This is a genomic window from Streptomyces sp. NPDC026062, from assembly GCF_055568375.1.
Genome location: NZ_JBVHOQ010000135.1, coordinates 1 through 1379, shown reverse-complemented (window position 1 = coordinate 1379; position 1379 = coordinate 1). Strand labels below are relative to the sequence as shown.

Below are 1379 nucleotides of genomic sequence, written 5' to 3'. Positions count from 1 at the left end.
ACATCCACCGCGCTCAGCGACCGGTCCGCACCACCCTCCAGCGCCTGCTCCAACGCGGACACCAGACCCTCAACGGCCGTACCAACCATCACCGCCACGGCGTCTACGTCGATCGGAGCAACCGCGTCCACCATCAGCCCCAGCCCGTCACCGTCATCGTCGACGGCGATGGTCAGCGGGTAGTTGGTGCGCTCACGGACGAACACCACGCCGATGCCGTCGGAGATCTCCGCCATTTCGCGGCTGAGGACGACGTTGTGGCGGTAGTTGAACATCGAGGTGAACAGGGGTGCGTCGCCCGGCACGCCACTGGCCTGCTGCGCCAGCGCCAGTGGCGCGTGCTCGTGCTCCAGCAGACCCGCGAGCTGGTCACGCATCGTCGTGACTGCCGACACCACGGTGGTCTCGTCCACCCGCAGCCGCACCGGCAGCGTGTTCATGAAGGGACCGGGCACGTCCGCACCGGCGCCGGTGTTCATGCGTCCGAACAGGACCGTGCCGAACACGACGTCGTCCCGGCCACTGAGCGCACCCAGCACCCGCGCCCACGCCACATGCATCACCGTGGCCGGGCTCGCCCCCAGCCGCTGCGCCACCTCACGCAGCCGCGCCTCGACATCCGGCGCGATGTCGCGCCGGATCTGGGCCGCGTCCATGCCGTCCCCGTGGGCGTCCACCAGGCCGTACGGTGCGGTGGGCTCGTCCACATCACCGAGCAAGTCGGCGAAGAACGCCTCGTGCTCGCCGCTGTCCTGCTGAGCGCGCGCCTGCACCACGAAGTCGCGGAACGGCATCGGCTCCGGCAGCTCGGCAACCCGCCCGGCGAGGATGGTCCGAGCTTCGTCGAGAAGCAGTTCCAGGGTCGTGTGGTCCTGCACCATGTGGTGCATCCGCAGCAGCGCCAGCCACCGGTTGCCTGCTGCGGCAGCGACGTGGAGTCCGAGCAGAGGGGCCCGGCCCAGGTTCATCGACAGGCCGCCGGCGGCCAGCAACTGCTCGGCCGGCTCGTCACCGTGCGGGTCGAGTCCGAACTCCTCGACGGGGAGCTCGGCGTGCCGCCACACCACCTGCACCGGTTCGCGCAGGCCTTCCCACACGATGGCCGTGCGGAAGGTGTCGTGGCGGTCCAGGACCTGCTGCAACGCGCCGGTGAACGCGTCGAGCCGTTCGCGGCTGTCGAACTCCAGCACCGTCGGCAGCACATACGCGTCCTCGCCGCCGTCGGCGAGGAGATGGTGGAAGAGCAGACCCTCCTGCAGCGGCGCCAGCGGATAGACGTCTGCCACGTTCGCCGCGCCGCCCTCGACGGTGGCGACGACCCGCTCGACCTCCTCGGCGGTCAGCTCCACCAGCGGCAGCATCTCCGGCGTGATCGCCCG

General features: G+C 70.3%; 1 protein-coding gene. It reads right to left on the bottom strand.

Translation table 11 applies throughout. The annotated features are described in order from the left end of the window. Positions 1 to 1379, bottom strand: a 1379-nt coding sequence (locus tag ACZ4LX_RS38160; protein ID WP_467721423.1) for a condensation domain-containing protein, incomplete at both ends; no start/stop codon positions are given.